Genomic DNA, 26,198 nt, shown 5'->3' on the forward strand with positions numbered 1-26,198 from the left:
CCGGGTGGCCTTCGACGGGCGCGGGCTCTGCACCGCGGCGTAGTTGCCCGCCGCGTCCTTGTAGTAGCCGACGATCTTCAGACCCCGGCCGTCCGGCGGGTTCGCCCCCGTCGCTGCCCTTGCGCGTCGCCGCACTTGACCCTGACCGGGCCGCCGTTCACCTCGGTGGTGCGCTAGCCTTCCGGGTTCACCCAGGTCGTCGTGGACTCCGTGCGTTCGGAGACGGCTTCGACCCGCTTGCCAGAGGACCCGTGAGCGAGCCCCCGACAGGCCACGCTCACACCGATGCCTGACTCGGCAATTCCGCGATTGGGATCAAAACAGAAATCGGCCATTCAGGTGAGACTCCGGCCACCCAGTCCACTGTGCGTAGTCCGGACCATCCCTCCAAAGTAGACACGCCGAGCGACGGCGGGAACACCGAAAGTCGCCACCCGGCATTCGGCGCGGCGCGGGCAATTCCGCGCCCGGAACCGAATCGGCCGGAATCGGAGCGAAACACCAACAGGACCGAAAGCGCCGCTCTTAGAAGCGGCACAGTGGACATGTTCCGCACTGCCGGAACGCCGTATCCCGACGTACGCCCGGCGCGTGGTGGCACCAGTGCCTTGCACGGGCAACGTCTGGGACCGCTGCACCGAGAACGGCTTCCAGCGGGAGTTCACGCGCACGAGGTGCTACAACGGATTCCAGTCGCCGTTCGAACAGATCGTCGCGGCACGGGGCCGAGGCATTCCGCGCGTGACCGGTGAATGGTTCGGCGGCAAAGTGCAGACGTTCTCTCCGGGGTCGAGGATTTCCACAACTACAGTTGGTCCGGCGAGGGCAGCGCGACGAAGGACCGACCAGTGCTTGGAATGTTCACCCCTCGTTTCCGAAGAAATCGCGCGGGCCCAGGCCGCCATCGGAGGCAAGCCTCCCGTCACCAGGCTGACCCACCTCCCTGGACATCACGTCCGGACACCCGACACACCCGGCGACACGACCGGGGACCGGAAAGCACCAAAGGGGACCGTAGTTCGCCCACGCGGCGGTTGACCGCTAGAGTCCGCTCACCGCCAGAGCATTCGCTGTTCAAGCAGCCGCGCTTTGGGGTACCACCAAAGTGATGGGTCTCGAGCGAACGAGTGGTGCGAAAGTGGCGACTGTGTCCGAGGAATCACGTCCAGACTCCGCGTTGGGGCTGGAAGGGGTCCCGCATACGGGTGAAGCCGTGCTGGCCGACGGGCATCTGGTCGAACCGCAGGCCGAGGACTTCCGCTCGGCCCGCCCGGCGGCGCGCGAGCCGGACTGGTACAAGACAGCGGTCTTCTACGAGGTGCTGGTCCGCGCCTTCACCGACTCCGACGGCGACGGCACCGGCGACCTGCGCGGCCTGGCGTCCAAGATGGACTACCTGGCCTGGCTGGGCGTCGACTGCCTCTGGCTGCCGCCGTTCTACGCGTCGCCGCTGCGCGACGGCGGCTACGACATCAGCGACTTCCGTGCCGTGCTGGCCGAGTTCGGCACCGTCGACGACTTCGTCTACCTGCTCAACGAGGCCCACCGGCGCGGCATCCGGGTGATCACCGACCTGGTGCTCAACCACACCTCCGACGCCCACCCCTGGTTCCAGGCGTCCCGCACCGACCCCCAAGGCCCGTACGGCGACTACTACGTGTGGTCGGACTCCAACGAGGGCTATCCGGACGCCCGGATCATCTTCGTCGACACCGAGTCGTCGAACTGGACGTACGACCCGGTCCGCGGTCAGTTCTACTGGCACCGCTTCTTCTCCCACCAGCCGGATCTCAACTACGAGAACGCCGAGGTGCAGGAGGCGATGCTGGAGGTGCTGCGGTTCTGGCTGGACATCGGCATCGACGGCTTCCGGCTGGACGCCGTGCCCTACCTGTTCGAGGAGGAGGGCACCAACTGCGAGAACCTGCCGCGCACCCACGAGTTCCTGCGCCGGTGCCGCAAAGTCGTCGACGACGAGTACCCGGGGCGGGTGCTGCTGGCCGAGGCCAACCAGTGGCCGTCGGACGTGGTCGAGTACTTCGGCGACTCGGCGGTCGGCGGCGACGAGTGCCACATGGCGTTCCACTTCCCCTTGATGCCGCGCATCTTCATGGCGGTGCGGCGGGAATCGCGGTTCCCGATCTCGGAGATCCTCGCCCAGACCCCGCAGATCCCGTCGGGCTGCCAGTGGGGCATCTTCCTGCGCAACCACGACGAGCTGACCCTCGAGATGGTCACCGACGACGAGCGCGACTACATGTACACCGAGTACGCCAAGGACCCGCGGATGAAAGCCAACATCGGCATCCGCCGACGGCTGGCACCGCTGCTCGACAACGACCGCAACCAGCTCGAACTGTTCACCGCGATGCTGCTCTCGCTGCCCGGTTCGCCGGTGCTGTACTACGGCGACGAGATCGGCATGGGTGACAACATCTGGCTCGGTGACCGGGACGCGGTCCGCACGCCGATGCAGTGGACACCCGACCGCAACGGCGGCTTCTCCCAGTGCGACCCCGGCCGGATCTACCTGCCGGTGATCGCGGACCCCGTGTACGGGTACCAGGCGATCAACGTGGAGTCGCAGCTGAACAACTCGTCGTCGCTGCTGCACTGGACCCGCCGGATGATCGAGGTCCGCAAGCAACACAGCGCGTTCGGTCTCGGGGACTTCCAGGAGCTCGGTTCGTCCAACCCGAGCGTGCTGGCGTACCTGCGGCGACACGGTGAGGACACGGTGCTCTGCGTGAACAACCTCTCCCGGTTCCCGCAGCCGGTCGAGCTCGACCTCTCGGAGTACGAGGGGCGTCAGCCGGTCGAGCTGACCGGCGGGGTGCGGTTCCCGCTGATCGGTGAGCTGTCCTACTTGCTCACACTACCCGGGCACGGCTTCTACTGGTTCGAGATCATGGCGGTGGACGAGGGATGACGGAGCCGGTGCTGCGGATGCTGGCCGAACAACTGCCGACGTGGCTGCCCACCCAGCGGTGGTTCGGCGGCAAGGATCGACCGGTGACCGAGGCCCGGCCGGTCCGCGTGATCGCGTTGTCGGACAAGGACCCCAGACTGGTGCACGCCCTGGTCGAGGTCATGCAGGACGACCGCAAGGCGGTCTACCAGCTGCTGCTCGGCAGCCGCGAGCAGCCACCGGAGCACCTGGCCGGCGTCTGGGTCGACAGCGACGGCACCCACTGGTACGAGGCGACCGCGGACCCGGAGCTGATGACGTTCCTGCTCGACGCGATGGCCGAGCAGGGCTCCACCGGCCCGATTTCCTTCCACCGGGAGGACGACGTCGACCTCGACGAGGGGCTGCGTGGCCGGGCGGTCACCTCCGAGCAGAGCAACACGTCGCTGATCTACGGCCAGCAGTACATCCTGAAGCTGTTCCGCAAGCTGTCCGCGGGCCCGAACCCGGATCTGCGGATCCACCGCGCGCTGCACTCGGTCGGCTGCGAGCACATCGCGCAGCCGCTCGGCTGGATCTCCGACGAGGACGGCGACCGGCCGACTTTGGGGATGCTGCAGCAGTTCCTCGCCGACGCGGCGGACGGCTGGGCGATGGCGACCACGAGCGTGCGCGACCTGATGGCCGAAGGCGACCTGCACGCCGACGAGGTCGGCGGCGACTTCGCCGGTGAGGCGCGCCGCCTCGGCGCGGCCGTGGCGGCGGTGCACGCGGACCTGGCTCGTGCGCTGGACTCCCGCCCGATCGAGCCGGGCGAGCTCGACGCGGCCGTCGACGCGATGCACCGCAGGCTGGACAGCGTCATGGCGGCGGTGCCGGACCTGGCGGATCTGGCGGACGCCATCCGCCAGGTGTTCGACCAGGCGCGGGGCGCGGCGGACAGCGGCGTCCCGATCCAGCACGTGCACGGCGACCTGCACCTGGGCCAGGTGCTGCGCACGGTCAACGGCTGGGTGCTGATCGACTTCGAAGGCGAACCGGCGGCGCCGGTGAGCGAACGCCTCGCGCCTCGGTCGCCACTGCGCGACGTGGCCGGGATGCTCAGGTCGTTCGACTACGCGGCACACCAACTGCTTGTCGGACAGCAGGAAGACCACCAGCTCGCGGTGCGCGCCCAGGAGTGGACCAGCCGCAACCGCGGCGCGTTCTGCGACGGCTACGCGGAGATCTCCCCCAACGGGGACCCCCGCGACCACGAGGTCCTGTTGCGCGCGCTCGAGTTGGACAAGGCCATCTACGAGGTGGCGTACGAACAGGCAAACCGCCCGGACTGGCTGCAGATCCCCCTGACCTCCATAGCCAGGATCGCCTCGTGAGTGTTCACCGGGGTTCTGACCCGCTTGAACACTCACGAGGTGTGACCTGCGACCAAGCCCTCCGACCACTAGGATCACCCAAGTGAAAGCACTCGATCCGGCCCCGCCGGCCGAGGACGTCGACCGCCTGCTCGCCGGCGCACACCACGATCCGCACTCCGTGCTCGGCATACACCCGCACCCCGCAGGCGCGGTGGTGCGCGCGCTGCGGCCCGGCGCGAGCTCCGTGACCGTCCTCGCCGGGGATCTCAAGCAGGAGCTGGACGAAGTGGCGCCCGGCCTGTTCGCCGCGGTCCTGAAGCAGACACCGACCGAGTACTTGTTCGAGGTCACGTACGGCGACAAGGCCGAACTGGTCGACGACCCGTACCGCTGGCTGCCCACGCTGGGCGAACTGGACCTGCACCTGCTCGCCGAAGGGCGGCATGAGCGGCTGTGGACCGTCATGGGCGCGCATGTGCGCTCCTACGACACCCCTGTCGGGCCCGTGGTGGGCACGTCGTTCGCCGTGTGGGCGCCGAATGCCCGTGGTGTCAGGGTTTGCGGCGACTTCGACGGCTGGGACGGCCGGGCCAACCCGATGCGTTCACTGGGCTCGTCGGGGGTCTGGGAGCTGTTCGTGCCCGGCCTGCCGCAGGGCAGCCGCTACAAGTTCCGGATGCTCGGCAAGGACAACCACTGGCACGAGAAGGCCGACCCGTTGGCCTTCAGCGCCGAGCCGCCACCCGCGACGGCGTCCATCGTGTCTACTTCGGACTACGAGTGGACCGACGGCGAGTGGGTCGCCGAGCGCGAGCGCACGGACTGGTGGCGCCGCCCGGTCAGCAAGTACGAGGTGCACCTCGGTTCGTGGCGGCCCGGCCTCGGCTACCGCGAGCTGGCCGAACAGCTGGCCGACTACGTCACCGAACTCGGGTTCACGCACGTCGAACTGATGCCGGTGGCCCAGCACCCGTTCAGCGGGTCATGGGGCTACCAGGTCACGTCCTACTACGCGCCGATGTCCCGTTTCGGCGGCCCGGACGACTTCCGGTTCTTCGTCGACCACCTGCACTCCCGCGGCATCGGCGTAATCATGGACTGGGTGCCCGCGCACTTCCCGAAGGACTCGTGGGCGCTGGCCCGGTTCGACGGCCAGCCGCTGTACGAGCACGCGGACCCGCGCCGCGGCGAGCACCCGGACTGGGGCACGCTCGTCTTCGACTTCGGCCGCAACGAGGTCCGCAACTTCCTGGTGGCGAACGCGCTGTACTGGCTGGAGGAGTTCCACATCGACGGCCTGCGCGTCGACGCGGTCGCCTCGATGCTCTACCTGGACTACTCGCGCCAGGAAGGCCAGTGGCTGCCCAACGAGCACGGCGGCAGGGAGAACCTGGACGCGGTGCGGTTCCTCCAGGAGCTGAACGCGACTGTCTACAGGCGACACCCCGGCGCGATGATGGTCGCCGAGGAGTCGACGGCGTGGCCCGGCGTGACCCGTCCGACGCACCTCGGCGGACTGGGTTTCGGCTTCAAGTGGAACATGGGCTGGATGCACGACACCCTCAACTACCTGCACCATGACCCGGTGCACCGCTCCTTCCACCACAACGAGATCACGTTCTCGCTGGTGTACGCGTGGAGCGAGAACTACGTCCTGCCGTTGTCGCACGACGAGGTCGTGCACGGCAAAGGCTCGCTGTGGACTCGCATGCCCGGCGACGACTGGAACAAGGCCGCGGGTGTCCGCGCGCTGCTGGCCTTCATGTGGGCGCACCCCGGCAAGCAGATGTTGTTCATGGGTGGCGAGTTCGGCCAGGTCGACGAGTGGTCGGAGTCCCGTTCGCTGGACTGGCACCTGCTGGACGATCCGCTGCACGCGGGGATCCGCAAGCTGGTCGGCGACCTCAACACGGTCTACCGGGACAACTCGGCGATGTTCGCGGCCGACACGGCACCGGAGGGCTTCTCGTGGATCGACGCGAACGACGCCGCCGGGAACGTGCTGTCCTTCGTCCGGATCGACCCGGCCGACGACAGCACGGTCGTGTGCATCGCGAACTTCGCGGGCATGCCGCACAACGACTACCGCGTCGGCCTGCCCAAGACGGGCCACTGGCGTGAAGTCCTGAACACGGACGCGCAGACGTACGGCGGGTCGGGCGTGGGCAACTACGGCGACGTCGAAGCCACCGGCAGGCCCTGGCACGGCCGACCGGCGTCCGCCGTGCTGCAACTCCCGCCGCAGGGCGTCATCTGGCTGGTACCCGCGTAACCCACTCGTGAGTGTTTAGGCCGGTTCTAACCCGCTTGAACACTCGCGATGGCCCGGGAGATGGCAGGCTGTAGGCGTGACTGCGCACGACTATGACTTGATCGTCATCGGATCCGGGCCCGGCGGGCAGAAGGCCGCGATCGCCGCCGCCAAACTCGGCAAACGAGTCGCCATCGTGGACAAGCACGACATGATCGGCGGCGTCTGCGTCAACACGGGCACCATCCCGTCGAAGACGTTGCGCGAGGCGGTGTTGTACCTGACCGGAATGGCGCAGCGGGAGCTGTACGGCGCGAGCTACCGGGTCAAACAGGACATCACGATCGCCGACCTGCTGTCCCGCACGCAGCACGTGATCGGCCGGGAGGTCGAGGTCGTGCGCGCGCAGTTGCTGCGCAACCACGTCGACATCATCGACGGGCTCGCGAAGTTCGTCGACCCGCACACCGTCGCGGTCGAGGGGCGTGCGCGCACGGCGATCAGCGGCGACAAGATCGTGATCGCCACCGGGACGCGTCCGGCCAGACCGAACGCCGTCGACTTCGACGAGGCGAGGGTGCTCGACTCCGACGAGATCCTGCAGATGGAGACCATTCCCGCGTCCATGGTCGTGGTCGGCGCCGGTGTGATCGGCATCGAGTACGCGTCGATGTTCGCCGCGCTCGGCTGCCGGGTGACCGTGGTCGAACAGCGGGAACGGATGCTGGAGTTCTGCGACCCGGAGATCGTCGAGTCGCTCAAGTTCCACCTGCGCGACCTGGCGGTGACGTTCCGCTTCGGCGAGAAGGTCGTCGACGTCGCCGTGAACGAGCACGCCACGGTGACCACGCTGGCCAGCGGCAAGCGGATCCCGGCGGAAGCGGTGATGTACTCGGCGGGCCGTCAGGGCGTGACCGACGAACTCGCGCTGGACAAGGCCGGTCTCGAAGCGGACAAGCGCGGCAGGCTGGAGGTCGGCCCGCACTTCCAGACGCCGGTCGGCCACATCTACGCGGTCGGTGACGTGATCGGCTTTCCCGCGCTGGCCGCCACCTCGATGGACCAGGGCAGGCTCGCGGCGTACCACGCGTTCGACGAACCGGCCAACGAACTGGCGGCACTGCAACCCATCGGCATCTACACGATTCCGGAGATCTCGTACGTCGGCGCGACCGAGGCGGAACTGACCACGTCATCGGTGCCGTACGAGACTGGTACGGCAAGGTACCGCGAGCTCGCCAGGGGCCAGATCGCCGGTGACTCGTACGGGATGCTGAAACTGCTCGTGTCCACAACAGACCGCAAGCTCCTCGGCGTGCACGTGTTCGGCACGGGTGCGACGGATCTGGTGCACATCGGGCAGGCCGTGATGGGCTGCGGCGGCACCGTCGACTACCTCGTCGACGCGATCTTCAACTACCCGACGCTGTCGGAGGCCTACAAGGTCGCCGCGCTCGACGCGACGAACAAGATCAGGGCACTCGCCCGCTTCCAGACCTGATCCGCACTTCGGGGCGCCGATATCGGTTCGGCACATGATCGGTCCCCCTCAAGGGCACGAGAACAGGCACACTTGAGGGGTGATCCGGTCGTTCGGCGTAGTCAGTGCGGTGCTCGTCAGTGCTGTCGTGTTGTCCGCGTGCACGGTCTCGGTGCAGGGCACGCCCTTGGGCGCCGGCCGCGTGCTCAACCCCGACAACCAGGAGGACATCGACACGTCCTTCATCAACAACACCGACGGCGGCGAGATCGACAAGCTCGCCGGCACGGTGGTCAAGGACGTGGAGAAGTTCTGGGAGGACGGTTATCCCGCCACGTTCGACGGCAAGCGGTGGGAGCCGTTGCGCGGCGGGTACTACTCGGTGGACACGAGTGACAAGGCCGCCCCGCCGCCACCGTGCACCGACCAGGCCTCGGACGTGGAGGGCAACGCCTTCTACTGCCCGTCGGCCGACGTCATCGCGTGGGACCGCGCGTCGCTGCTGCCCGTGCTGAAGGAGAAGTTCGGCGAGGCTGCGGTGATGCTGGTGCTGGCGCACGAAATGGGCCACGCGGTGCAGCGTCGGGCGGGCATCACGCAGCAGAAACAACGCAGCGACCCCCAGCGTTACCCGACGATCCTGCTCGAATCGCAGGCCGACTGCTACGCGGGCTCATTCGTCCGCTGGGTGTCCGACGGCAAGGCCGCGAACCTGCGACTGGACCGGGAGTCGCTCGACCCGGCGCTCGAGGCGATGGTCCTGTTCAAGGACCCGGTCGGCACCGAGCAGACCGCCGAGGGCGCGCACGGTGACGCCTTCGACCGCGTCTCGGCGTTCCAGGACGGGTTCGAGAAGGGCGCGAAGCTCTGCTCGGAGATCACGGTCGACAACCGGGTGTTCACCCAGCGCGGGTTCATCAGCAGGCAGGACGAGGCCACCGGCGGCAACCTGCCGTTCGACCAGGCCGTCCAGCAGCTCGAACCGGACCTGAACGCGTTCATGAAGAGCGCCGCGGACAAGCTCGGCAAGCAGTGGCCCACGCCGAAGCTGGACAAGGTGACCAGCGCGCCGCGGTGCAGCAAGGGCGACCAGGGCCCGGTGGCGTACTGCCCGGACGACAAGACCATCGACATGCAGACCAAGGGCAAGCTGACCGACCTGCACACCAAGATCGGCGACTGGGCCACCGGGACGATCGTGAGCAGCCGGTACGCCGTCGGCCTGCTCGCCGTGCTGGACAAGCCGCTGACCGGCGCCGAAGCGCAGCGGACAGTGCTGTGCGTCTCCGGCGCGTACAGCAAGTTCCTACTCACGAGGGAAGGCAACGGCGTGTTCACGCTGTCGCCGGGTGACCTGGACGAAGCGGTCCAGGTGCTGCTGGGTTACGACTACCCCGCGCGGGATGTCGACGGCAAGGCACCGGCGACCGGATTCGAACGCGTAGCAGCGTTCCGGACAGGCGCGGTGGACGGACTCAACGCCTGCGACCTGCGCTGACGTAACTGTTGCCACCTTTGTCCCGATTGCCGCGTGCCATGTCGTGGTGACCGCTAGGGTGCCCCCGTGCGGTCATATCTCCCGTTGGCGCTCGCAGGCGCCGTACTTGTGCTGGTCAGCTGCGCGTCACCGGTGCCTGGCAACCCCAAAGCCGAGGGTGATGTCGACCCGGGCTCGGTCGCCGGCCTGCCCGTGACGAACGACGACCAAGTACGCAGTGGACCCCGTGACGGCGCCCCCAAGGTGGACCTGACAGCTGAGAACGCCGACAACGGCGACATGGATCAGCTCGCGTTGGGTGCGCTCGCCGATCTGTACGAGTACTGGGGCGAACGGATGCCCGCGGACTTCGAGGGCCAGAAGTTCGAGCCGCTGGCGCGGCTGGTGTCGTACGACTCGAAGGGCAAGGCGCTGCGGATCTGCCAGACGTCGACGGCCGGGCTGGTCAACGCCTTCTACTGCAGCCTCGACGACAGCATCGCGTGGGACCGCGGTGTGCTGTTGCCGGACCTGGACAAGCAGTTCGGAAAGATGTCCGCGGTGACGGTGCTCGCCCACGAGGTCGGGCACGCCGTCCAGTTCAAACTCGGGCCCAAGAGCGGCATCACGCAGGCCACGAAGACGATCGTGAAGGAACAGCAGGCCGACTGCTACGCGGGCGGCTTCTTCCGGTGGATCGCCGACGGCAAGTCCAAGCGGTTCCAGATCTCCACCGGTGAGGGCCTCAACAAGATCCTCGCCACCATGTTCTTCATCCGCGACCCCGCGGGCACCGACGCGAACAAGCAGGGCGCGCACGGTCTGGCGTGGGACCGGGTGTACGCGTTCCAGGCCGGGTTCAGCAACGGCCCGAAGACGTGCGCGAAGATGGACCAGAAAGAGGTCGACGCCCGGATCAGCGAGGAGAAGTTCGCCGAACGGGACAAGAACCAGGGCAACGTGAAGGTCGACGCGGACAAGATCCGCAAGATCAAGATCAGCCTGGACGAGGCGTTCAAGGCCAGCGGCGCCAAGCTGCCCGAGCTCAAGGACAACGGCTCGCGCTGCCAGGACGGCAAGTCCACCGAACCGGTCGCGTACTGCCCGTCGGACAACACTGTGGTGCTGGACGGCAAGAAACTCGCGGCGCTCGGCACACCGCCGAAACGCGGCCAGGAGATCGGTGAGGACGGCGTGGGCATCGGCGACTTCGCGGCGTTCGCGGAAATCGCGTCCCGCTACACGATGGCCATCCAGAAGAACAGCAACCTCCCGCTCGACAACGAGAAAGCCGCGCTGCGCACAGCGTGTCTGACGGGCGCGTGGGCGAAGGTCGCGGAGCGGCCCGCGTCCGGCGAGAACGTGCTGCGGATGTCCCCGGGTGACCTCGACGAGGCCGTCGCGGAGATGCTGATGGGCAAGAGCCTGATCGCCGCCGACATCAACGGCGACCCGGTGAAGGCCGGTTTCGCCAGGGTCGAGGCATTCCGGATCGGTTACACCAACGCCAAGGAATGCACCGCCCGCTTCGCCTGATCCCCCGCTCACCACCGGCCCCTGTCGCGTTCCGGCGCGACAGGGGCCGTTTTCGTTATTCGCCTGTCTCGCCGTCGATCTGCTCACGCAGGAAATCGGCGTGCCCGTTGTGCCGGGCGTATTCCTCGATCATGTGCGCAACGACCCAGCGGGTGCTGACCGTGCCCATCTTGGGGTGTTCGAAGGTGTGGTCGAGCGACACACCGGCCAGTGCCGCCCGGCTTTTGTCCATGGCCGCCAGCAGGTGGGCATAGTCCTCTTCCGCCGTTTCGGCCGACGCGTCGGTGAATTCGAAGTCGTCGGGCGCGACGTCGAAGAACCGGAACTCCGGGGGTTCGCCCGCCACCCGCTGGACGAACCAGCCAGCTTCGACGTCGGTCATGTGCCGGACGAGTCCGATCAGGGACAAGGGCGAGGGCGACACGCCCCGCCGGGCCAGCTGTTCACCGGTCAGGCCGGAGCACTTCCACAACAGGGTCGCGCGCTGGTACTCGAGGAATTCCAGCAGGACGGCGCGCTCGTCGCCGACGAACGGGCCGTCGGGCCTGGCTACTTCGGGGGCGGTCCAAGACATACCCCGCAGTCAAGCACTCAGTCGGTGAAGTCGCCGACCGATTTCCGCACCCGGGCAAGCAGATCCGACAGCTGCCTGGTCTGCCGGGAGGTCAGGCCGCGCAGCCCGAAGTCGATGTCGGTGACGGCCTTTGTCGCGGCTTCCCGCCGATCCCGGCCCGCCTGCGTGATCTCGGTCAGCGTCGTGCGGCGGTCAGTGGGGTGCGGGGTGCGCTTGACCAGACCGTCGGCTTCGAGGCGGTCGACGATGTTCGTGACGCTCGTCGGGTGCAGTTGCAGCCGTTCACCCATCACCCGCATCGGGAGGCTGCCGCGCTTGGAGAACGACAGCAGCACCAGCGCCTCGTAGCGGGCGAAAGTCAGGCCGTGCGGACGTAGTGCGCCGTCCACGGCGGACTGGATGATCTGCTGCACCCGCATGACGCCGGTCACCGCGGCCATCGCCTCCGACGGTCCGATTCGCTCCTCCCACAGTTCGGCTGCGCGGGCGATCGGGTCGAACGGCAACGGGCGAGACGTCATGGCGCAAAAAGCTACCAGCAGGTATCCATACGGACAGCGAAGCGGAAAGGAGAGCCACATGCTCGTGGCGTTCAGCGTCGCACCACTCGGTGGTGAGTCCGACAGTGTGGCCGAGGCGGTCGCACGAGCCGTCAAGGTGGTGCGTGAGTCCGGTCTGCCCAACCGCACGAGCGCGATGTTCACCGAGATAGAGGGCGAATGGGACGAGGTCATGGCGGTGGTCAAGAAGGCCGTCGACGTCCTGCAGGCCGACGCGCCCCGGGTCAGCCTCGTGCTCAAAGCGGACATCCGGCCGGGTCACACCGACCAGCTCACGGCCAAGGTCGAGCGGGTGGAGCGCTACCTTGCCCAGTAACCCCGGTGGTCACAGCCGCGGCATGTGGCTGCTGTTCGAGACCTACCACGACGTCACCTACTTCACACCGGAGTCCCGCGCCGCCACGGACGCGCTGGGCTGCAAGGGCGGGTGGATGGGCTACTTCGGCATGCGAGCCGCACCGCTCGGCGCGGTCGCGCCCGAGATAGTCGTTTCGTCGTTCTACAACTTCCACCCGTGGATGGTCCGGCGCGCAATTCCGGACGCGTGGCAGGTCGCGTCGCCCGAGCAGTACCTCGAAACACGCCTCAAGGGCGCCGACGGCGCGCTCACGCGGATGCTGGGCGACCGTGACGTGACCGAGGCGGCCGAACTGGCGCTGGAAGCGGCGCGGAACGCGCCGACCGCCGGTCGGCCGCTCGGCGCGGCCAACGCCATCCTGGCGGTGCCCGAACAGCCCCGTCTCAAGCTGTGGCACGCCACGACCGTCCTGCGTGAGTCCAGGGGCGACGGGCACGTGGCCGCGCTGGTCGCCGCGCCGCTGGACCCGGTGGAGACCCTGGTGCTGTTCGCGGCGGACCAGGGTGTCGACCCGGCGTACATGCGTGTGGCCCGTGGGTGGTCCGAAGAGGAATGGGCGGCGGCCGGGGACCGGCTCGCCGACCGCGGACTGATCCGGGACAGCGTGATCACCGAGGCCGGGACCGCGTTGCGGGCGGACATCGAACGCCGGACCGACGAGGCCGCCGAGTACCCGTGGCGCGCGCTGGGCGACGAGAAGACGCGGCGGCTGGCCGAGCTGATGCGGCCGCTCGCGCTCGCGCTGGGCGCGCAGAACGCGGCGATGCGGCAGAACCCGATGGCGCTCGACGTCGTCAAAGAGTTGTCCTGAGGTGTCCTGAGCTGTCCTGAACAGCGGCGATCGGATGTGGTGCCGCACACACCTGGCGTTGTGCGGCAGCCCGCCCTGACCTGGGCAACGGAACGTGCCAGGATAGATGTGTGACAAGGCCAAATCCACGTCAGACGGCCGCCATGTCCGCGGCTCTGTCCGGCGCCGTCGACCTGTCGGCGCTCAAGGCGCGGGCGGATGCCGCACGTCAGGCGCCCACCAGGCCCGCGGCAGCCGCTCCGGCGGACGGTGACGCGCCCGCGGCGGGCGGTCCGTTCGTCTTCGACGTCACCGAGGCGACCTTCCAGGCGGACGTGGTCGAGCGTTCGCTGCAGGTCCCGGTGGTCGTCGACCTGTGGGCCGAATGGTGTGGCCCGTGCAAGCAGCTGTCACCGGTGCTCGAACGGCTCGCCAACGCGAGCGGCGGCGCCTGGGTGCTCGCCAAGGTCGACGTCGACGCCAACCCGCGGATCGCGCAGCTGTTCGGCGTCCAGTCGATCCCGACGATCGTGGCGATCGCGGGCGGCCAGCCGGTCGACGCGTTCTCCGGGGCGCAGCCCGAGCCGCAGATCCGCCAGTGGATCTCCGCGCTGCTGGACGCGTTGCGCGACCGCCTGCCGGGCATCGCGGCCGCCGAGGCAGGCGCCGCCCAGGGTGGCGAAGCCCCCGAGCCGGTCGAAGAGCCGGTGGACCCGCGGCTGGTGGCGGCCGAGGACGCGTTCGAACGCGGCGACTTCGCCGCGGCCGAGCAGGCCTACCAGCAGATCCTCGACGTCGAGCCGGGCAACGAGGAGGTCAAGGCCGCGTTGGCGCAGGTGCGGTTCACCGCGCGCGCCGAGGCGGCCGACCCGAGCGCGGTCGGCAAGGCGGACGCGGACCCGTCGGACGTCGACGCCCAGCTCGCGGCCGCCGATGTCGAGGTGGCGCAGCAGCAGGTCGACGCGGCGTTCGCCCGGTTGATCAGCGCCGTCCGCAACACCGCGGGCGACGACAGGGACAAAGTGCGCTCTCACCTGGTCGAGCTGTTCGGGCTGTTCCCGAGCGACGACCCGAGGGTGGCCAAGGCCCGTCGCGACCTGGCCAGCGCCCTGTTCTGACCACCTCTCGTGAGTGTTTTGGCCGGTTGGAACCGGCCAGAACACTCACGAGGGGTCAGAGGACGGCGCGGATCACGAAGTCCTTGCCCTCCGGTCCGGCGCTGAGTTGTCCGTCCACAAGGGCCACCCGTTCCCGCAGGCCGATCAGGCCGTAGCCGGAACCGCGCCGCGGCGCGCCCGCCCCCCGCTCGTTGCGGACCTCGATCACGATCCGGTCCGGCTCGTACTCCATCGTCAGCTGCACCCAGCCGGTGCCGTACTTCCTCGCGTTGGCAATGGATTCCTGGACGACCCGGTACACCGTCACGTCGACGGGCGCGGGCAGCGACCGCTGTTCGCCGACCACCGTGACCTCGACGCGGTCGTCGAGCAGGCTGTCCAGATCCAGGTCCAGCACGGGATCACGCAGCACGCCGAGCAGCGAACCGAGTTCCTCGAGCACTTTGGTGCTGGCCGCACGGATCGCCGCGCTTTCCCGTCCGGTTCGGACCGCGTTGCCCAGCGCGGCACCCGCGAGCAGTGCCGCGGGGATCAGCGGGCCGAATCCGCTCCACCAGTCACCGGCGACAAATGTGGCAGCCACCGCAAATCCGGCGATGGCAACCAAAACAGAAACAGCCGCCGTCCGGCGGCCGACCGAGACGCCAGTGAAATACGCCGCGAGCAGCACAAGCAGCGAAGCCCACACCACGAGGCCGAACTTCGACGCCACCACCGCTCCGGCGGTCACGGCAATGAGAACCGCAACGCTCACACCACAAAAGTACGGCGAATCACCCCTGCGGGCACACGAATGCCCCGAGAGGTCACAACCATCGTGTCCAAAGTATATCCGGCAGTCGGACATCGGGTGACACATCGGTCAGCGGCACCCGCCACGCCCATCCGGCGGAGAAACCCGCACGGGCCGCGCCAACAGTGGGACAGTGGCGCCGTGGAATTCGTGTATCGAGTGCTCGCCTCGGCCGTCGCCGTCTGGGCGGCGACCATCCTGCCGGGGATCAACCTGCTCACCGGGTCGACGGGTGCCCGCATCGGCACCCTGATCGGCGTCGCGCTGCTGTTCGGCCTGGTCAACCTGATCCTCAAGCCGATAGCCAAGATCGTGGGCTGCGTCGGGTACATCCTCACGCTCGGCCTGCTCGGCCTGGTGGTCAACGGCCTGCTGTTCTGGTTCACCGGCTGGCTGGCCGTCGAACTGGACCTGCCCTTCGAGGTGACCGGCTTCTGGGCGGGTTTCTTCGGCGCGATCATCGTGGGAATCGTCAGCTTCGTGCTGACGCTCCCGTTGCACCTGAAGAAGCTGACCACCCGCGGTTAGCCGCCCGATACGGCCGGTGTCCGGTTTTGCACCGGAAAAAGCGTGCAACCAATGTGGCTTTCGTTGCGCCAAACGCCACGAAGGCCACATTGGTTGCCCGGGTCAGTTGCCTTCCCAGCGGAACACCTTGGCCGCGATGAAGCCGACGACCAGTGTGAACCCGAGCAGGATCCCGCCGGGCAACAGCAACGCCTCGATCCCCTTGCCGCGGACGAGGAAGTCCTGCATGCCGTCGTTCATGTGCCGCAACGGGAAGATCTGCGAGACGGTCTGCAGCCAGCCCGGTGCCCGGTCGATCGGGAAGAACGTGCCGGACAGGAACGCCATCGGCAGCACCACGATCTGCGCGGCGGCCGTCGACGCTTCCTCGGTCTTGGCGAAGGACCCGATCAGCATCCCGATGGTGAAGAAAGCCAGCGCGCCCAACAGGAAGACCGGGATGGCCAGCCACCACGTGCCCGCCAGTCTCAGCCCGAACATCGGCAGGCTGGCGATCCCGACGAACACCACAGCCTGCACGACGGCGATGCCGAGCGTGACGCCGACACGGGACAGCAGCACGGACGTCGGCGACACCGGGGCGAGCCACAACCTTCGCAGCACCTGTTTCTTGCGCCACTGCACGAACGTCATCGCCGTGCCGAACACGCCTGCCGACGCCACCGCCCAGCTGAGGATGCCCGGCGTCAGGTACTGGATCGCGTTCAGCGAGCTGTCCTCGACCTGGCTCTGCCGCAGGCTGAACCGGGGCGGCTGGCCGGTTGCGGCGATGTTGGCCTTGTCGACCACACTGGACACCAGCCCGTTGACGATCCCCGCCTTGGTCTGGTCGCTCGCGGCGAACCGCAGTTGCACGTCGGTGCCGTTCACGATCACCGCGCCGGGCAGGTCACCGGACTTCACCTTCTCGATGGCCGCGTCCGCGTTGTCGAAGGACTGCGTCTCGACCGCCGGGATCTGCCTGAGCGCCTGCGCGACCGGGCTGTCGCCGACCACCGCGAGTTTGATCTTGTCGGTGCCCGAGTCCCGGAACAGCAAGCCGAAGATGACCAGGAACATCAACGGGAACAGCAGGATGAAGAACAGTGCGGCCTTGTCGCGGACGAAGGCCTTCGCACCGGCGACGGACAGGCTCTTGAACGCACTCATGCCCGGTACTCCCGTCCGGTCAGCTCGAGGAACACGTCCTCGAGGGTGGCGGTGCGGACCTGGAGCCCGTCGAGGGTTCCGCGTTCGGCCAGCGCACCGAGCACCGGCGCGGGCTTGCGGGTGGAGATGGTCAACGTCGTCCCGTCGTCTGTCGCGTCGTCGACTCCGGCGAAGCCGCGGACCTCGTCCAGTCGCAGCGCGCCGTGTTCGAGCATGATGTGGGTGGGCGCGTCCAGCCCTCGAACCAGCGCCGCGGGTGTGTCCATCGCCAGGATGGTGCCGTGGTCCATGATCGCCACGCGGTCGCACAGCACCTCGGCCTCGTCGAGGTAGTGCGTGGTGTACACGATCGTCTTGCCCCGTGAGCGAATTTCCCGCAGCACGTCCCAGAGGTTGCGCCTCGCCTGCGGGTCCAGCGCGGCCGTCGGCTCGTCGAGGAAGACGATGTCCGGGTCGTGCGCCAGTGCGCACGCGATCGACAGCCGCTGCCGCTGGCCGCCGGAGAGCTTGTCCTCCCTGGTGTCGGCCTTGTCGGCCAGGCCGACCACCTCGAGCATCTCGTCGATGTTCCTGGTGCCGGAGCCGTACAGCGAGGAGAACGTCTCCAACTGCTCCCGTGCGGTCAGCTTGTCGAAGAAGGCGGACGCCTGCAGCTGGACGCCGATCCTCGGCAGCAGGTCCACTTTGCGCGGCCACGGGTTCTGGCCGAGCAGCGTCACGCTGCCCGCGTCGGGCTCGCGCAGCCCCTCGACCATCTCCAGCGTGGTCGTCTTGCCCGCGCCGTTCGGCCCCAGTATGCCGAAGAACTCGCCTTCGGCCACGGTGAACGACACGCCGTCGACAGCGGTGAGATCCCCGTAGCTCTTGCGGATACCGGAGACGACGATCGCATCTCCCCCATTACCGGTCATGGGGGCAAGGTAACCCGCCCCGCGCGCGAATCGCGTGCGGGGCGGCCCACTCGATACAAATATCAGCCGTTCGATTAGTCCGTTCGGCCTACCCCGCCGCCACGGTGAACACGTGCAGCGTTCCACCGGATACAGAGGGCGGCAAAGTGACGCTCCTGACCTGTTTGGACGGATCGAGGCCCACCGGCTCGGTCGCGAACACGTAGGTGTTCAACCCCTGTGATGATCCGTTGACCGAGTTGCGGTACGAGGACGTGACCGCGACCCGGTTGCCGAACGACGGCTGCTGCCCGCCGCCGCCCAGCGTCCAGTCGGAGAACCCGATCTGCGCCTGCTGCGTGGAACCGTCGGTGTAGGTGATGGCGAGCTGGCCGGACGCGGTGCCGTTGGCAGCGCTGCCCAGGAAAGCCAGCTTGGTCGCGCCTGCCGCCGCCTGGACGTTCACCGTCTGTCCGTTCGCGATCACGTTGTCCGGCTCCCCGACGTCGGTGACCGGCCACGTGTGCGTCAGACCGTCCACTGTGACCGTCCCGCCTGGCTTGAGCCCGCCGTTGGCCAACGCGTTGGCCGAGTAGCTGAAGCCGACGTTGTCGAAGTTCGCCACCGACATCGCGTTGTCCGGGGATATCCCGACGTTGTCGTAGGCAGATCGCAGACTCCCGGGCTGGGCAACCAGGATCTGCAGCGTCGCGCTCTGCAACGCGCCCTGCGGCCCGTTGAACTTCACGACGACCTGGTAGGTGGCCTCCGGGGTGCCCGGCTCGACGCGGACCGCCACCGATCTGCCCGCCTTGGCACCCGGCGGGACGATCAGCTCGCTGCCGCCAGGGATGACCGAGATTCCCGGCGGTCCCGGCGCTGTCCACGTCAGCTTCGCGCCGTCACCGGAGAAGTCCTGCGCCCCGATCTCCACGAACCCGGTCGTGCCCGCCGGGAGGACGAGCCGCCCGGGGGAGACGTAGCCGCGCTGGCCGACTTCGGCGTCCCGGAAGGACGGTGGCGCGTCGCCGGGCCCCGCGCCCCACGTGGACGGGGTGGCGGACATCGTGAAGTCGACCGTACCGCCGCGTTCCACAAAGGACTCCGGCAGCCACGTCCTGGTCGACGGCCGGTCGTTGAACCGCAGGCTCTCGACGTAGGGCGTCTTCGAGTTCGCGCCCTTGCCGCGGATGGTCAGCTTGGCCCCGTTCGGCCTGGTCACCACGATCTCCTCGAACAGCGGGCCATTGAGCACGAGTTCGGCCCGGCCGGGGATCATCGGGTACATCCCCATCGCCGCCCACACGTACCACGAGGACAGCTGGCCGAGGTCGTCGTTGCCGACCAGACCGTTCTCCTTGGGGCTGTACAACTCCGTCAAAACCTTGCGGGTGATCTGCTGCGTCTTCTGCGGCGCACCGGCGTAGTTGTAGAGCCAGGTGACGTGTGAGTTCGGTTCGTTGCCCATGAACGCGAACGGTTTTCCCGGTCCCGCGTTGAGCTCCTTGAAGAACGTGTCGAGCCGGTTCACCACGGTCGCGTCGCCACCCATGGCGTTGAACAGGCCACGCGGGTTGTACGGGACCATCCACGCGTACTGTGCGCCGTTTCCTTCGACCCAGCCATCGCTGCTGGCCGGGTTGAAGGACGTGAACGAGCCGTCCTTGTTGCGCGGGTTGAGGTAACCGTTGCCAGGGTTGTAGAGGTTCTGCCAGTTCTGGGCGCGTTTCATGAACGCGCTCCAGGTCGCGGTGTCGCCGAGCCTGCGTGCCAGTTCGGCGATCGCGAAGTCCGCACTGGTGTACTCCAGTGTGGTCGCGGCCGGGCCCCACACGTTCGGTGCGCCCATCGGGACGTAGCCGAGCGACTGGTAGTCCTCAAGACCGGGACGTTCGACGTATCCCTGGGTCGGCTGGGTCGCCCCGCGCAGCATCAGCAACAACGCCTTGGACGCGTCGAAATCCTTGGCGCCGAAGGCGTACGCCGTCGACACGATGATGTGGTACGGGTCGCCGTTCATCACGCCGGTGTACCCGTTGGCCACCGTCCAGCGGTCCCACGCCCCGCCTTGCTCGGCGTAGAGCATCATCGACCGCGCGATGTCCGACGCTTCCTTCGGCGCCAGCAGGGCGAGCAGCTGGAACTGCGAGCGGTAGACGTCCCAGCCGGAGAAGTTCGTGTACACCGGGCGGTCGGTGGTGTGGACGCGGCCGTCGAACCCGGCGTAGCGGCCGTCCGCGTCGGAGAAGACGTTCGGCTGGATCAACGCGTGGTAGAGCGAGGTGTAGAAGGTCGTCCGCTCGTCCGGTGTGCCGCCTTTGACCTGGATCTGGTTCAGCTTGGCGTTCCACGCAGCCCGTGCGTCGCCCTTGACCTGGTCGAACGTGCCGTTCTCGGCCGCAAGGTTGCCCTTGGCGCCGTCGACGGACACAAACGACAGTCCCACTCGGACGTTGACGGTGTCGGACTCGAAGGAGTCGAACGTCACGAACCCGCCCGAGCCGGGTCCGGACACCGTGGTGTCCATCGGCGCGAGCGAGCGCTTGGCGGGCTTCCCGGCCCGGTCGGTGGTTTTCGGCGCGTCGACCGCGTCGAGGTCCACCTTCGGCGGCGAGCCGCCGCGTTCCGCGCGCTTGCCCTGCGTGACCGTGCCGTTCTTCCACGTGCCGACCGATTCGAACGGCCGGTCGAACTGGGCGTGGAAGTAGACGCGGTAGCGGTGGTTCGCACCGCAGAACTTGCCACTGGTCGCCCAGCCGCTGATGGAGTCCGTGCCGATCACGGTCTCCGCGTCCTCGGTGCCCGCGACCGAGCCGGACGTGTTGACCAGCAAGGTCGACATCGCGCCTGCGGGGAACCGCAGGCGTCCCGCACCGGTGCGTTGGGTCGCCGTGAGCTCGACCTTCGCGCCGGAGCCGAGCGTCACGCCGTAGTACCCGGGCGTCGCGGTCTCGTTGGCGCGGTTGAACTTCGCGATGTATCGGTTCGGGTCCGCCGCCGGGGACGTGGTCACCTGGCCGACGAACGGCATGAACGGGATGTCCTGGTACGTACTACATCCTGCACCGGACAGGTGGGTCAGGCTGAAGCCCTTGATCCTGGTGTCGTCGTAGTAATAACCGCCGTGCTGGTGTGTGACGGTGTCCGGGCTCCACTGCACCATCCCGAACGGCACCACCGCGCCGGGGAACGTGTTGCCCGCGCCGCCGCCCGTGCCGTGGTCGGCACCACCTGGTTTCGTTCCGACATAGGGGTTCACGAACTTCGCTAAGTCCTCGACGGCCGCTCGCGACTGGCTCGTCGCCGCAGGGGCGCTGACCACCCCTAACGCGACCCCCAGGGTCACCATCGCCGCCAACCATCTGCTGCGTGACATGTACCCGATCGCCTCCCGGATTGACTGACAACCTTGTCGGTATCAACCGTTCGTATCGGTCACACTGCGCAGCGTTGCCACGTTCGTCAACCCCTCACTGTTGACCCTGGAGTAACCGTTGACATGGTCAGTGGCTGGCGTGATACTCGGCGCCACCATGACAACGTTGTCGGAACCAGGGACACGCAAGGTCCGCCGTGCGACCATGAGCGACGTCGCGCGGCTCGCCGGCGTGAGCATCAAAACTGTCTCCAGGGTGGTCAACGACGAGCCAGGTGTCCACCCCGACACCGCTGAGCGCGTGCTGGCCGCGATCGAACAGCTGGGATTCCGCCGCAACCTCGGCGCCCGCAACCTGCGCAGGGGCATGTCCACCGGGACCATCGGCCTGGTGCTCGAGGACGTCGGCAACCCGTTCTACTCGGTGCTGACCAGAGCGGTCGAAGAGGTGGCGCGGACGTTCGGCAGACAGGTGCTGACCGGGTCGTCGGCCGAGGACCCGGCCAGGGAACGCGAACTGGCGCTGGAGTTCTGCTCACGCCGGGTGGACGGGCTGATCGTCGTCCCCGCCGGGGTGCAGCACGGTTACCTGGTTCCGGAGATGCGCGCGGGCACGCCGGTCGTGTTCGTCGACCGGCCCGCGGGCGACGTCGTGGCCGACACCGTGCTGGTCGACAACCTCGGCGGCACCGCGGCGGTGGTGGACCACCTGGCCGGGCACGGCCACAAGCGGATCGCCTTCCTCGGCGACGCGCCGGACATCTTCACCGCGAGCGAACGCTTGCGCGGCTTTCGCGAGGGCTGCGCCAAGGCCGGGATCGCCTACGACGAGAAGCTCGTGGTGATGGGGCCGCACTCGGACGCGGGCGTGGCGGGTTCGGTGCGCCGCCTGGTGTCCGGTGCCGACCCCGCGACCGCGTTGATCACCGGCAACAACCGGATCACCATCATGGTGTTGCGTGCGTTGAGCGCGCTGGACGCGCGGCCCGCACTGGCCGGGTTCGACGACTTCGAACTGGCCGATCTGCTCGACCCGCCGGTGACCGTGCTCGCGCACGACATCGGCGCGATGGGCCGGGCCGCCGCCGAGTTGCTGTTCGCCCGGATGGAGGGCGACACGTCACCGCCGCGCAGGATCGTGCTGCCGGCCACCATCATCCCTCGCGGATCGGGAGAGGTACGCCCTTGAACAGCCCAGATGTTCCGGCAGACGTCGCAGCGGGGTCGAACCCGGTCTGGCTGCCGGCCAACCAGCCGACGCAGTTCTACGCGGGCGGCGACTCGATCGAGGCGCTCAGAGGCGTCGGCAACGCACGCACCGACCACGGACCGGAGGACTGGGTCGGGTCGACGACCACGCGATACGGCAAGGAAACCGACGGCCTGACCATGCTGGGCAACGGTCAGTGGCTGCGCGACGCGGTGCGGCAACACCCGGAGAACTGGCTGGGCACGGCGCATTCGGCCAGGTTCGGCGGCGATCCCGCGGTGCTGGTGAAGCTGCTCGACGCCGGGCAGCGGCTGCCGGTGCACTGCCACCCGTCGGACGCGTTCGCCCGGAAGCACATGGGCTCGCACTTCGGCAAGACCGAGGCGTGGATCATCGTCGGCACACCGGACGACGGCGGCAACGTCCACATCGGATTCCGCGGTGACGAGTCCGGCGCCACCGTCGCCGACTGGGTGGCCGAGCAGGACACCGCGGCGATGCTCGACGCGCTGAACCCGGTCACGGTCCGCCCCGGTGACACGGTGTTCGTCCCGGCCGGTCTGCCGCACGCGATCGGCGCGGGGGTCTTCATCGTGGAACTCCAGCAGCCGACCGACCTGTCGGTCACGCTGGAGTGGAAGGACTTCCTCGACTCGGAGGCAGGCGGTCACCTCGGCTTCGGCTACGACGTCGTGCTCGACTGCGTCGACCGGTCCGGCTGGGACGCCGACCGGCTCAAGCAGATCGTCCGGCGCACCGAGGACTCGTCCCCGGTGACGGACCTGCTGGGCCCGGACGCGGCGAGCTTCTTCCGCGCACAACGCATCCGCGGCGGCGCCGCCCTCGACGCGTCGTTCTCGATCCTGGTGGCGCTCGAAGGCTCGGGCACGATCCGGACCGAGACCGGTGACGTGCCTGTGGCCAAGGGCGACACGTACGTGTTCCCGCACGCGGCGGGGCAGGCCACTGTGGAAGGTGACATCGTTGCCATTCGCTGTCTGCCACCGGAGGTGGCAGAGTGACACCGGTCCTTCAGGCACAGAACATCGTCAAGCGGTACGGCTCGGTCGAGGCTCTGCGCGGCGCGTCGTTCGAAGTCGGGCGGGGCGAGGTCGTCGCGCTGATCGGCGACAACGGCGCAGGGAAGTCCACGCTGGTGAAATGCCTGTCCGGGGCGGAGATCCCCACCTCGGGCACGATCCTGCTGGAGGGTGAGCCGGTCACACTCGACTCGCCGGTGGCCGCGCGCAGGCTGGGCATCGAGACGGTGTACCAGGACCTGGCGGTCGCACCGCACCTCGATCCGGCCGCGAATCTGTTCCTCGGCAGGGAGATCTTCCGCAAGGGCCTGCTCGGCAAGCTCGGCGTGCTGGACAAGGCGGAGATGCGCAGGCGCGCCACCGAGGAGTTCGCGCGCTTCGGCGTGACACTGCAGAACGTCGACGTGCCGATCGGTTCGTTGTCCGGTGGGCAGCGGCAAAGCGTCGCGGTGGCGCGCTCGGTCGCGTGGGCGAGCAAGGTCGTGTTCATGGACGAGCCCACCGCCGCACTCGGTGTGGTGCAACGGGAAAAGGTGCTCGACGTGATCAGGCGTGTCCGGGACGAGGGCATGGCGGTCGTGCTGATCAGCCACAACATGCCGGAGGTGCTCTCGGTGTCCGACCGGGTCGAGGTGCTCAGGCTCGGCAAGCGGGTGGCGCGGTTCAACGCCGCCGACGCGTCGCTGGAGGACCTGGTCGGCGCGATGACCGGGGCGTTGGTGCAGGAGGATGCCGCATGACCACTGATGCGGTGCCGACCACTGAGCAGCGGTCATTGCGCACACGGCTGTTGTCGGCCAACACTTTCTGGATCGCGCTGGTGCTGCTGGCGTTGGTCGTCGTGTTCGGCGCGCTGGCACCGGACACGTTCCTGACGTTCCTGAACTTCCAGAACCTGTTCGTCGAGACGTCGGTCCTGCTCGTGGTCGCGGTCGGCATGACGTTCGTGATCATCACCGGCGGGATCGACCTGTCGGTCGGTTCGGTCCTGATCTTCGCGAGCATGATCTCCGCGAAGACCATGCAGTGGATAAGTCCCGGCCAGCAGATCAGCCAGGCGGACTGGGGCGTGATCGCCGTCGGCCTGGCCGTGGCGCTCGCGGGCGGCGCGGTGTGGGGCCTGATCAACGGCCTGCTGGTGGCCCGGGCCAACATCCCGCCGCTGATCGTCACGCTGGGCACGCTCGGTGCCGCGCTCGGCGCCGCGTCGCTGTTGAACGACGGCACGGATATCCGCCCGGCCCCGTCGGCGCTGAGCGACATCCTCGGCTTCGGCACGCTGGAGGGGAACATCCCGAACATGGTCGTGGTGGCCGCGGTGATCACGGTGCTGTTCGGGCTGGTGCTGCACACCACGAGGTTCGGGCGGTACACGTACGCGATCGGGTCGAACGCGGAGGCCACGCGTCGCGCGGGGATCGGCGCGGCCCGGCACCTGACCAACGTGTACCTGCTCTCCGGGGTCCTGGCCGGAGCCGCCGGATTCATGTCGATGGCGTACTTCCAGGGCACGACCATCTCCGGGAACGTCACGCTGAACCTGAGCGCCATCGCCGGCGTGGTGCTCGGCGGAACGAGCCTCTTCGGCGGGGTCGGCACGATCGTCGGCACCGTGATCGGGGTGTTCATCCCCGCGGTGCTGCAAAAGGGTTTCAACATCATCAACGTGCAGCAGTACTGGCAGCAGATCGCGGTCGGCGCGGTGCTCGTCGCCGCCGTGTGGTTCGACCAGCAACGCCGACGTCGGTCCAAGAACTAGGAGGCTCAGGTGTCAACGAGGACACTCGTGGTGGTGCTCGCCGCAGGCGCGTTGGTGGCGGGCTGCGGTGGCCAGATCGGACAGAACAACAACTCCGGCAGCCAGAGCGGCGGCGCGGCGGCGCCGTCCAACAAGAACCTCGAACTCGTTGTGGGAGTGAAGAACGAGCCGTTCTACATCTCCATGCAGTGCGGCGCGGAGGCAGCGGCGAAGGCAGCGGGTTACACGCTCAACACCCAGGCGCCGGACAAGTTCGACCCGACGCTGCAGGCCCCGATCGTGACCGCGCTGGGCGCGAAGAAGCCCGCGGCGCTGCTGATCGCGCCGACGGACGACCAGACGATGTCGCGGCAGATGAAGCAGATCAAGGACACCGGCGCCAAGGTGATCGAGGTGGACACCGCGCTGAAGGACACCAGCATCGCGGAGTCGTCCATCTCGTCGGACAACACCAAGGGCGGTGAACTGGCCGCGCAGACCATGGCCAAGCTGACCAGTGGCAAGACCGGCTCGGTGCTGGTGCTGGACACCAAGACGGGCACGTCGACAACGGCGGCGCGGGCCAAGGGTTTCGAGGAGGAGCTCAAGAAGGCGGCGCCGGACCTGAAGTCCATCGGCATCCAGTTCACCGACAACGAGCCGTCCGTGGCGGCGCAGAAGGTGACCGCTGCGGTCGCCAGCAACCCGGACCTGGTCGGCGTGTTCGCGACGAACCTCAACACCGGTGAGGGCGCGGCGACCGGTCTGCGCAGCGCGGGCAAGGTCGGCGCGATCCAACTGGTCGGGTTCGACGCGAGCCCGTCGGAAGTGGACGGTCTGAAGAACGGGGCGTTCCAGGCCCTCATCGCCCAGGACCCGGCGACGATCGGCAAGGCGGGCGTCGAGCAGGCGATCGCGGCCATCGAAGGCAAGAGCGTGCAGCGCAACATCTCCGCACCCCTCGTCGCCCTGACCAAGGACGACATGACCACGAAGTCGGAGTTCTTCTACAAGACGAAGTGCTGACACCGTGAACCCGGGATGCGCCTTTCTCAGTGCGAGCG

General features: G+C 68.0%; 21 protein-coding genes. 15 read left to right on the forward strand and 6 right to left on the reverse strand.

The genetic code is table 11. The features are described from left to right. Window positions 1-1,147: 1,147 nt before the first annotated feature. The 6 genes from treS to ALI144C_RS13090 all read left to right on the forward strand — a co-directional run bounded on the left by treS (window position 1,148) and on the right by ALI144C_RS13090 (window position 11,010). A complete protein-coding gene (treS, locus tag ALI144C_RS13065; RefSeq protein WP_076987520.1) occupies window positions 1,148-2,929 on the forward strand; it encodes a maltose alpha-D-glucosyltransferase in 1,782 nt (593 codons plus the stop codon). Beyond that, window positions 2,926-4,284: a maltokinase N-terminal cap-like domain-containing protein gene (locus ALI144C_RS13070; protein ID WP_076987361.1), complete on the forward strand. Its 1,359-nt coding sequence runs from the start codon at window positions 2,926-2,928 to the stop codon at window positions 4,282-4,284. The genes treS and ALI144C_RS13070 overlap by 4 nt, the downstream gene beginning before the upstream one ends. 82 nt (window positions 4,285-4,366) lie before the next feature. Continuing rightward, window positions 4,367-6,538, forward strand: coding sequence for a 1,4-alpha-glucan branching protein GlgB (gene glgB / locus ALI144C_RS13075; RefSeq protein WP_083752993.1), 2,172 nt, complete (start codon window positions 4,367-4,369; stop codon window positions 6,536-6,538). Between the two features lie 76 nt (window positions 6,539-6,614). After that, the gene (gene sthA / locus ALI144C_RS13080) at window positions 6,615-8,018 is read left to right on the forward strand and encodes a Si-specific NAD(P)(+) transhydrogenase (protein WP_076987363.1); all 1,404 of its coding nucleotides are present in this window, start codon (window positions 6,615-6,617) and stop codon (window positions 8,016-8,018) included. Window positions 8,019-8,097: 79 nt separating this feature from the next. After that, window positions 8,098-9,495 carry a neutral zinc metallopeptidase gene (locus tag ALI144C_RS13085; RefSeq protein WP_076987364.1) on the forward strand — a complete coding sequence of 466 codons (1,398 nt, stop codon included), beginning with the start codon at window positions 8,098-8,100 and terminating at the stop codon, window positions 9,493-9,495. A 66-nt stretch (window positions 9,496-9,561) separates the two neighbouring features. Continuing rightward, window positions 9,562-11,010 carry a neutral zinc metallopeptidase gene (locus ALI144C_RS13090; RefSeq protein WP_076987365.1) on the forward strand — a complete coding sequence of 483 codons (1,449 nt, stop codon included), beginning with the start codon at window positions 9,562-9,564 and terminating at the stop codon, window positions 11,008-11,010. A gap of 55 nt (window positions 11,011-11,065) precedes the next feature. Here the strand turns inward: ALI144C_RS13090 and ALI144C_RS13095 are convergent, their stop codons facing one another. Together ALI144C_RS13095 and ALI144C_RS13100 are read right to left on the reverse strand one after the other, a co-directional pair. Then, the gene (locus tag ALI144C_RS13095) at window positions 11,066-11,584 is read right to left on the reverse strand and encodes a DinB family protein (RefSeq protein WP_076987366.1); all 519 of its coding nucleotides are present in this window, start codon (window positions 11,582-11,584) and stop codon (window positions 11,066-11,068) included. 17 nt (window positions 11,585-11,601) lie between these two features. Beyond that, the gene (locus ALI144C_RS13100) at window positions 11,602-12,105 is read right to left on the reverse strand and encodes a MarR family winged helix-turn-helix transcriptional regulator (RefSeq protein WP_076987367.1); all 504 of its coding nucleotides are present in this window, start codon (window positions 12,103-12,105) and stop codon (window positions 11,602-11,604) included. A gap of 58 nt (window positions 12,106-12,163) precedes the next feature. Here ALI144C_RS13100 and ALI144C_RS13105 point away from each other — a divergent pair, with 58 nt between their 5' ends. The 3 genes from ALI144C_RS13105 to ALI144C_RS13115 all read left to right on the forward strand — a co-directional run bounded on the left by ALI144C_RS13105 (window position 12,164) and on the right by ALI144C_RS13115 (window position 14,410). Next, on the forward strand, window positions 12,164-12,460 hold the full coding sequence (locus ALI144C_RS13105) for an MTH1187 family thiamine-binding protein (protein WP_076987368.1): 297 nt from the start codon (window positions 12,164-12,166) through the stop codon (window positions 12,458-12,460). Beyond that, the gene (locus ALI144C_RS13110) at window positions 12,450-13,313 is read left to right on the forward strand and encodes an SCO6745 family protein (protein ID WP_237774120.1); all 864 of its coding nucleotides are present in this window, start codon (window positions 12,450-12,452) and stop codon (window positions 13,311-13,313) included. The genes ALI144C_RS13105 and ALI144C_RS13110 overlap by 11 nt, the downstream gene beginning before the upstream one ends. Before the next feature lie 143 nt (window positions 13,314-13,456). Further along, on the forward strand, window positions 13,457-14,410 hold the full coding sequence (locus ALI144C_RS13115; RefSeq protein WP_143230617.1) for a tetratricopeptide repeat protein: 954 nt from the start codon (window positions 13,457-13,459) through the stop codon (window positions 14,408-14,410). Between the two features lie 55 nt (window positions 14,411-14,465). Here the strand turns inward: ALI144C_RS13115 and ALI144C_RS13120 are convergent, their stop codons facing one another. Further along, window positions 14,466-15,164, reverse strand: coding sequence for a sensor histidine kinase (locus ALI144C_RS13120; protein WP_143230618.1), 699 nt, complete (start codon window positions 15,162-15,164; stop codon window positions 14,466-14,468). Between the two features lie 180 nt (window positions 15,165-15,344). Here ALI144C_RS13120 and ALI144C_RS13125 point away from each other — a divergent pair, with 180 nt between their 5' ends. Further along, entirely contained in the window at window positions 15,345-15,731 is a 387-nt protein-coding gene (locus tag ALI144C_RS13125; protein ID WP_076987372.1) for a phage holin family protein, read from the forward strand. Window positions 15,732-15,833: 102 nt separating this feature from the next. On the opposite strand, the gene ALI144C_RS13130 is transcribed toward ALI144C_RS13125, so the two are convergent. The 3 genes from ALI144C_RS13130 to ALI144C_RS13140 form a co-directional block, all read right to left on the reverse strand. Beyond that, window positions 15,834-16,880, reverse strand: coding sequence for an ABC transporter permease (locus tag ALI144C_RS13130; RefSeq protein WP_076987373.1), 1,047 nt, complete (start codon window positions 16,878-16,880; stop codon window positions 15,834-15,836). After that, the gene (locus ALI144C_RS13135; protein WP_076987374.1) at window positions 16,877-17,791 is read right to left on the reverse strand and encodes an ABC transporter ATP-binding protein; all 915 of its coding nucleotides are present in this window, start codon (window positions 17,789-17,791) and stop codon (window positions 16,877-16,879) included. Before ALI144C_RS13135 ends, ALI144C_RS13130 begins: the two co-directional genes overlap by 4 nt. A gap of 88 nt (window positions 17,792-17,879) precedes the next feature. Beyond that, a complete protein-coding gene (locus tag ALI144C_RS13140; protein ID WP_076987521.1) occupies window positions 17,880-21,119 on the reverse strand; it encodes a GH92 family glycosyl hydrolase in 3,240 nt (1,079 codons plus the stop codon). A 232-nt stretch (window positions 21,120-21,351) separates the two neighbouring features. Here ALI144C_RS13140 and ALI144C_RS13145 point away from each other — a divergent pair, with 232 nt between their 5' ends. The 5 genes from ALI144C_RS13145 to ALI144C_RS13165 are packed head-to-tail and all read left to right on the forward strand — an operon-like array spanning window position 21,352 to window position 26,160. Next, window positions 21,352-22,335 (forward strand): LacI family DNA-binding transcriptional regulator, encoded by a 984-nt coding sequence (locus ALI144C_RS13145; RefSeq protein WP_076987522.1) that lies wholly within the window; start codon window positions 21,352-21,354, stop codon window positions 22,333-22,335. Beyond that, window positions 22,332-23,378, forward strand: coding sequence for a class I mannose-6-phosphate isomerase (locus ALI144C_RS13150; RefSeq protein WP_076987375.1), 1,047 nt, complete (start codon window positions 22,332-22,334; stop codon window positions 23,376-23,378). The genes ALI144C_RS13145 and ALI144C_RS13150 overlap by 4 nt, the downstream gene beginning before the upstream one ends. Next, window positions 23,375-24,136 carry an ATP-binding cassette domain-containing protein gene (locus ALI144C_RS13155; protein WP_076987376.1) on the forward strand — a complete coding sequence of 254 codons (762 nt, stop codon included), beginning with the start codon at window positions 23,375-23,377 and terminating at the stop codon, window positions 24,134-24,136. The genes ALI144C_RS13150 and ALI144C_RS13155 overlap by 4 nt, the downstream gene beginning before the upstream one ends. Further along, entirely contained in the window at window positions 24,133-25,155 is a 1,023-nt protein-coding gene (locus ALI144C_RS13160; protein WP_076987377.1) for an ABC transporter permease, read from the forward strand. Before ALI144C_RS13155 ends, ALI144C_RS13160 begins: the two co-directional genes overlap by 4 nt. Before the next feature lie 9 nt (window positions 25,156-25,164). Next, window positions 25,165-26,160, forward strand: a complete 996-nt coding sequence (locus ALI144C_RS13165; RefSeq protein ID WP_076987378.1) for an ABC transporter substrate-binding protein — start codon at window positions 25,165-25,167, stop codon at window positions 26,158-26,160. The last annotated feature ends 38 nt before the right edge of the window (window positions 26,161-26,198 follow it).

The sequence above is a fragment of the Actinosynnema sp. ALI-1.44 genome (genome assembly GCF_001984155.1).
Taxonomy (GTDB): domain Bacteria; phylum Actinomycetota; class Actinomycetes; order Mycobacteriales; family Pseudonocardiaceae; genus Kibdelosporangium.

Bases quoted from the DNA above. Each gene is read 5' to 3' on its own strand.
- ALI144C_RS13070 (WP_076987361.1), top strand. From the start codon at position 2,926: ATGACGGAGCCGGTGCTGCGGATGCTGGCCGAACAACTGCCGACGTGG.
- ALI144C_RS13095 (WP_076987366.1), bottom strand. From the start codon at position 11,584: ATGTCTTGGACCGCCCCCGAAGTAGCCAGGCCCGACGGCCCGTTCGTC.
- ALI144C_RS13100 (WP_076987367.1), bottom strand. From the start codon at position 12,105: ATGACGTCTCGCCCGTTGCCGTTCGACCCGATCGCCCGCGCAGCCGAA.
- ALI144C_RS13105 (WP_076987368.1), top strand. From the start codon at position 12,164: ATGCTCGTGGCGTTCAGCGTCGCACCACTCGGTGGTGAGTCCGACAGT.
- ALI144C_RS13115 (WP_143230617.1), top strand. From the start codon at position 13,457: ATGTCCGCGGCTCTGTCCGGCGCCGTCGACCTGTCGGCGCTCAAGGCG.
- ALI144C_RS13130 (WP_076987373.1), bottom strand. From the start codon at position 16,880: ATGAGTGCGTTCAAGAGCCTGTCCGTCGCCGGTGCGAAGGCCTTCGTC.
- ALI144C_RS13135 (WP_076987374.1), bottom strand. From the start codon at position 17,791: ATGACCGGTAATGGGGGAGATGCGATCGTCGTCTCCGGTATCCGCAAG.
- ALI144C_RS13140 (WP_076987521.1), bottom strand. From the start codon at position 21,119: ATGGTGACCCTGGGGGTCGCGTTAGGGGTGGTCAGCGCCCCTGCGGCG.
- ALI144C_RS13145 (WP_076987522.1), top strand. From the start codon at position 21,352: ATGAGCGACGTCGCGCGGCTCGCCGGCGTGAGCATCAAAACTGTCTCC.
- ALI144C_RS13160 (WP_076987377.1), top strand. From the start codon at position 24,133: ATGACCACTGATGCGGTGCCGACCACTGAGCAGCGGTCATTGCGCACA.